Origin of the sequence: Terriglobus sp. YAF25 (assembly GCF_052113305.1) — a bacterium.
In the GTDB taxonomy this organism is placed as follows: Bacteria; Acidobacteriota; Terriglobia; order Terriglobales; family Acidobacteriaceae; genus Terriglobus.
The window spans coordinates 1-1,834 of record NZ_JBFRCY010000833.1 but is presented as its reverse complement, the minus strand read 5'-3'; the positions used below and the strand labels follow the sequence as shown (position 1 = coordinate 1,834).

The 1,834-nt window shown below is 59.3% G+C and carries 2 protein-coding genes; one reads left to right on the top strand and one right to left on the bottom strand.

Annotated elements, in window-relative coordinates; all coding sequences use genetic code 11:
* Positions 1-723 (top strand): fumarylacetoacetate hydrolase family protein (locus AB4043_RS24295; RefSeq protein WP_442308359.1); only part of this gene is annotated, 723 nt, incomplete at its 5' end.
* Between the two features lie 100 nt (positions 724-823).
* Here AB4043_RS24295 and AB4043_RS24290 read toward each other — a convergent pair.
* Positions 824-1,834: thiamine pyrophosphate-dependent enzyme (locus tag AB4043_RS24290; protein WP_442308358.1), on the bottom strand; the 1,011-nt coding region annotated here is incomplete at its 5' end.

The following is a 1,834-nucleotide window of genomic DNA, read 5'->3' as shown; positions in this document are numbered from 1 at the left end:
TTGCAACAGCGTGCCAAAGCCGCTACCCAGAGTGCGGGCGGCGCCTCGCTCGATGGATTGACGGTGCTGGCTCCGGTAGAAAGCCAGGAGGTCTGGGCCTCTGGCGTGACCTACTATCGCAGCCGCAGCGCGCGCATGGAGGAGTCGAAGGATGCCGGCGGTGGTGACTTCTACGATCGTGTCTACTATGCAGAGCGTCCGGAACTCTTCTTCAAATCCGCCGGGAAGCGCGTCGTGGGTTCGGGCAGTCCGGTGCGTATTCGCCGCGATGCAACATGGTCGGTGCCGGAGCCGGAGCTCGTCATGCTGCTGACACCCAAAGGTGAGATTGCGGGATACACCATCGGCAATGACATGAGCTCACGCGATATCGAAGGTCAGAACCCGCTCTATCTGCCACAGGCAAAGAACTACGACGGCGCCTGCGCTCTGGGGCCATGTATCCTGCTGGCGACGGAGCCGATTACGAAGTCCACCGGCATTTCGATCACGATCCTCCGTGGCGGACAAGCCCTCTTTACGGGAGAGACATCGATCGCAGAGATGAAACGTGAGTTGAAAGAGCTTGCCGGATATCTCTTCCGTGAGTGCAGCTTCCCGGACGGCGTGTTCCTGATGACGGGTACGGGCGTGGTGCCGCCGGACAACTTCACGTTGGCATCAGGCGATAGAATCCGCATCACGATTGATGGAATTGGAACACTCGAGAATCACGTCGCCTGAATTGTAGCCCTGTAGAAAAACTGCCTCATGTCTCTGGCAACAAAAAAGGCAGGCCCTGAATGGGTCTGCCTTTCTGCACTAAGAGCGGGCACGAATGTGGTTAGACCAGTTCGCGGACCGCATCGGAGACAGCTGTCAGAGCGATCTTCCCGCGGTTCGGTTCTCCCCGCATGAGCGACTCCGCAAACTTAGCGGCCTGGGATGGCTTGACCTTCGCCGGCATCGGTGGCGTAAAGGGATCGACCACCGCCTCCACCAGCGCAGCCCCTTGCCGTTGCAGAGCGAGGTCCAGATCTGCACCGCAGCGCGCCGGATCTTCGATCCTCCATGAGGGCATACCGCAGCCTCGTGCGATCGCGGCAAAATCGGCAGGGAAGAGATCGCAGGCGTACTCAGGGTTCCCCAGAAACACCATCTGCTCCCACTTGATCTGGCCGAGAGTGTTGTTCTTGATAACGATGACCTTGATATTCAACTGGTAGGCCGCGATGGTAATGAGTTCGCCCATCAACATCGAAAGACCGCCATCGCCGATGATGCAGTAGACCGGCCGATCGGGATACGCGATAGCAGCGCCGATTGCATAAGGAAGGCCGCAGGCCATGCTGGCGAGGTTGCCGCTGCAGCTATGCTTCTGCCCGCGGAGAGCGGGGACATAGCGCGCCCACCAGGTCGTAATCGTTCCTGAGTCCGAGGTGACAATCGCGTTCGCAGGAATTCGCTTGCCCAGTTCCCAGCCGACAACCTGGGGCTTCATCGGCTTTTCGAGATGGGTTCCTTGCTTCTCGAGCAGTTCCGCCCATTTCTGCTTCCCCTTCTGGGCGCTTCGCAGGAAGCGGTCGTCATGCTTCTTCAACATCGGCAGCAGGGCCTTCAAACATACCCGCGTGTCTCCCACGATGCCAACGTCGGCCGGGTATCGAAGACTGATGCGCTGCGGGTCGCAGTCGATCTGGACGCACTTTGCATCGCCAGGCTTCGGCAGAAACTCGATGTAGGGAAAAGATGTGCCCACCATGAGCAGCGTGTCGCAGTCTTCGAGTGCGGTCTGTGACGGCTCCGTTCCCAACAATCCGATACCACCGGTAGTGTAGGGGCTATCATCCGGGAC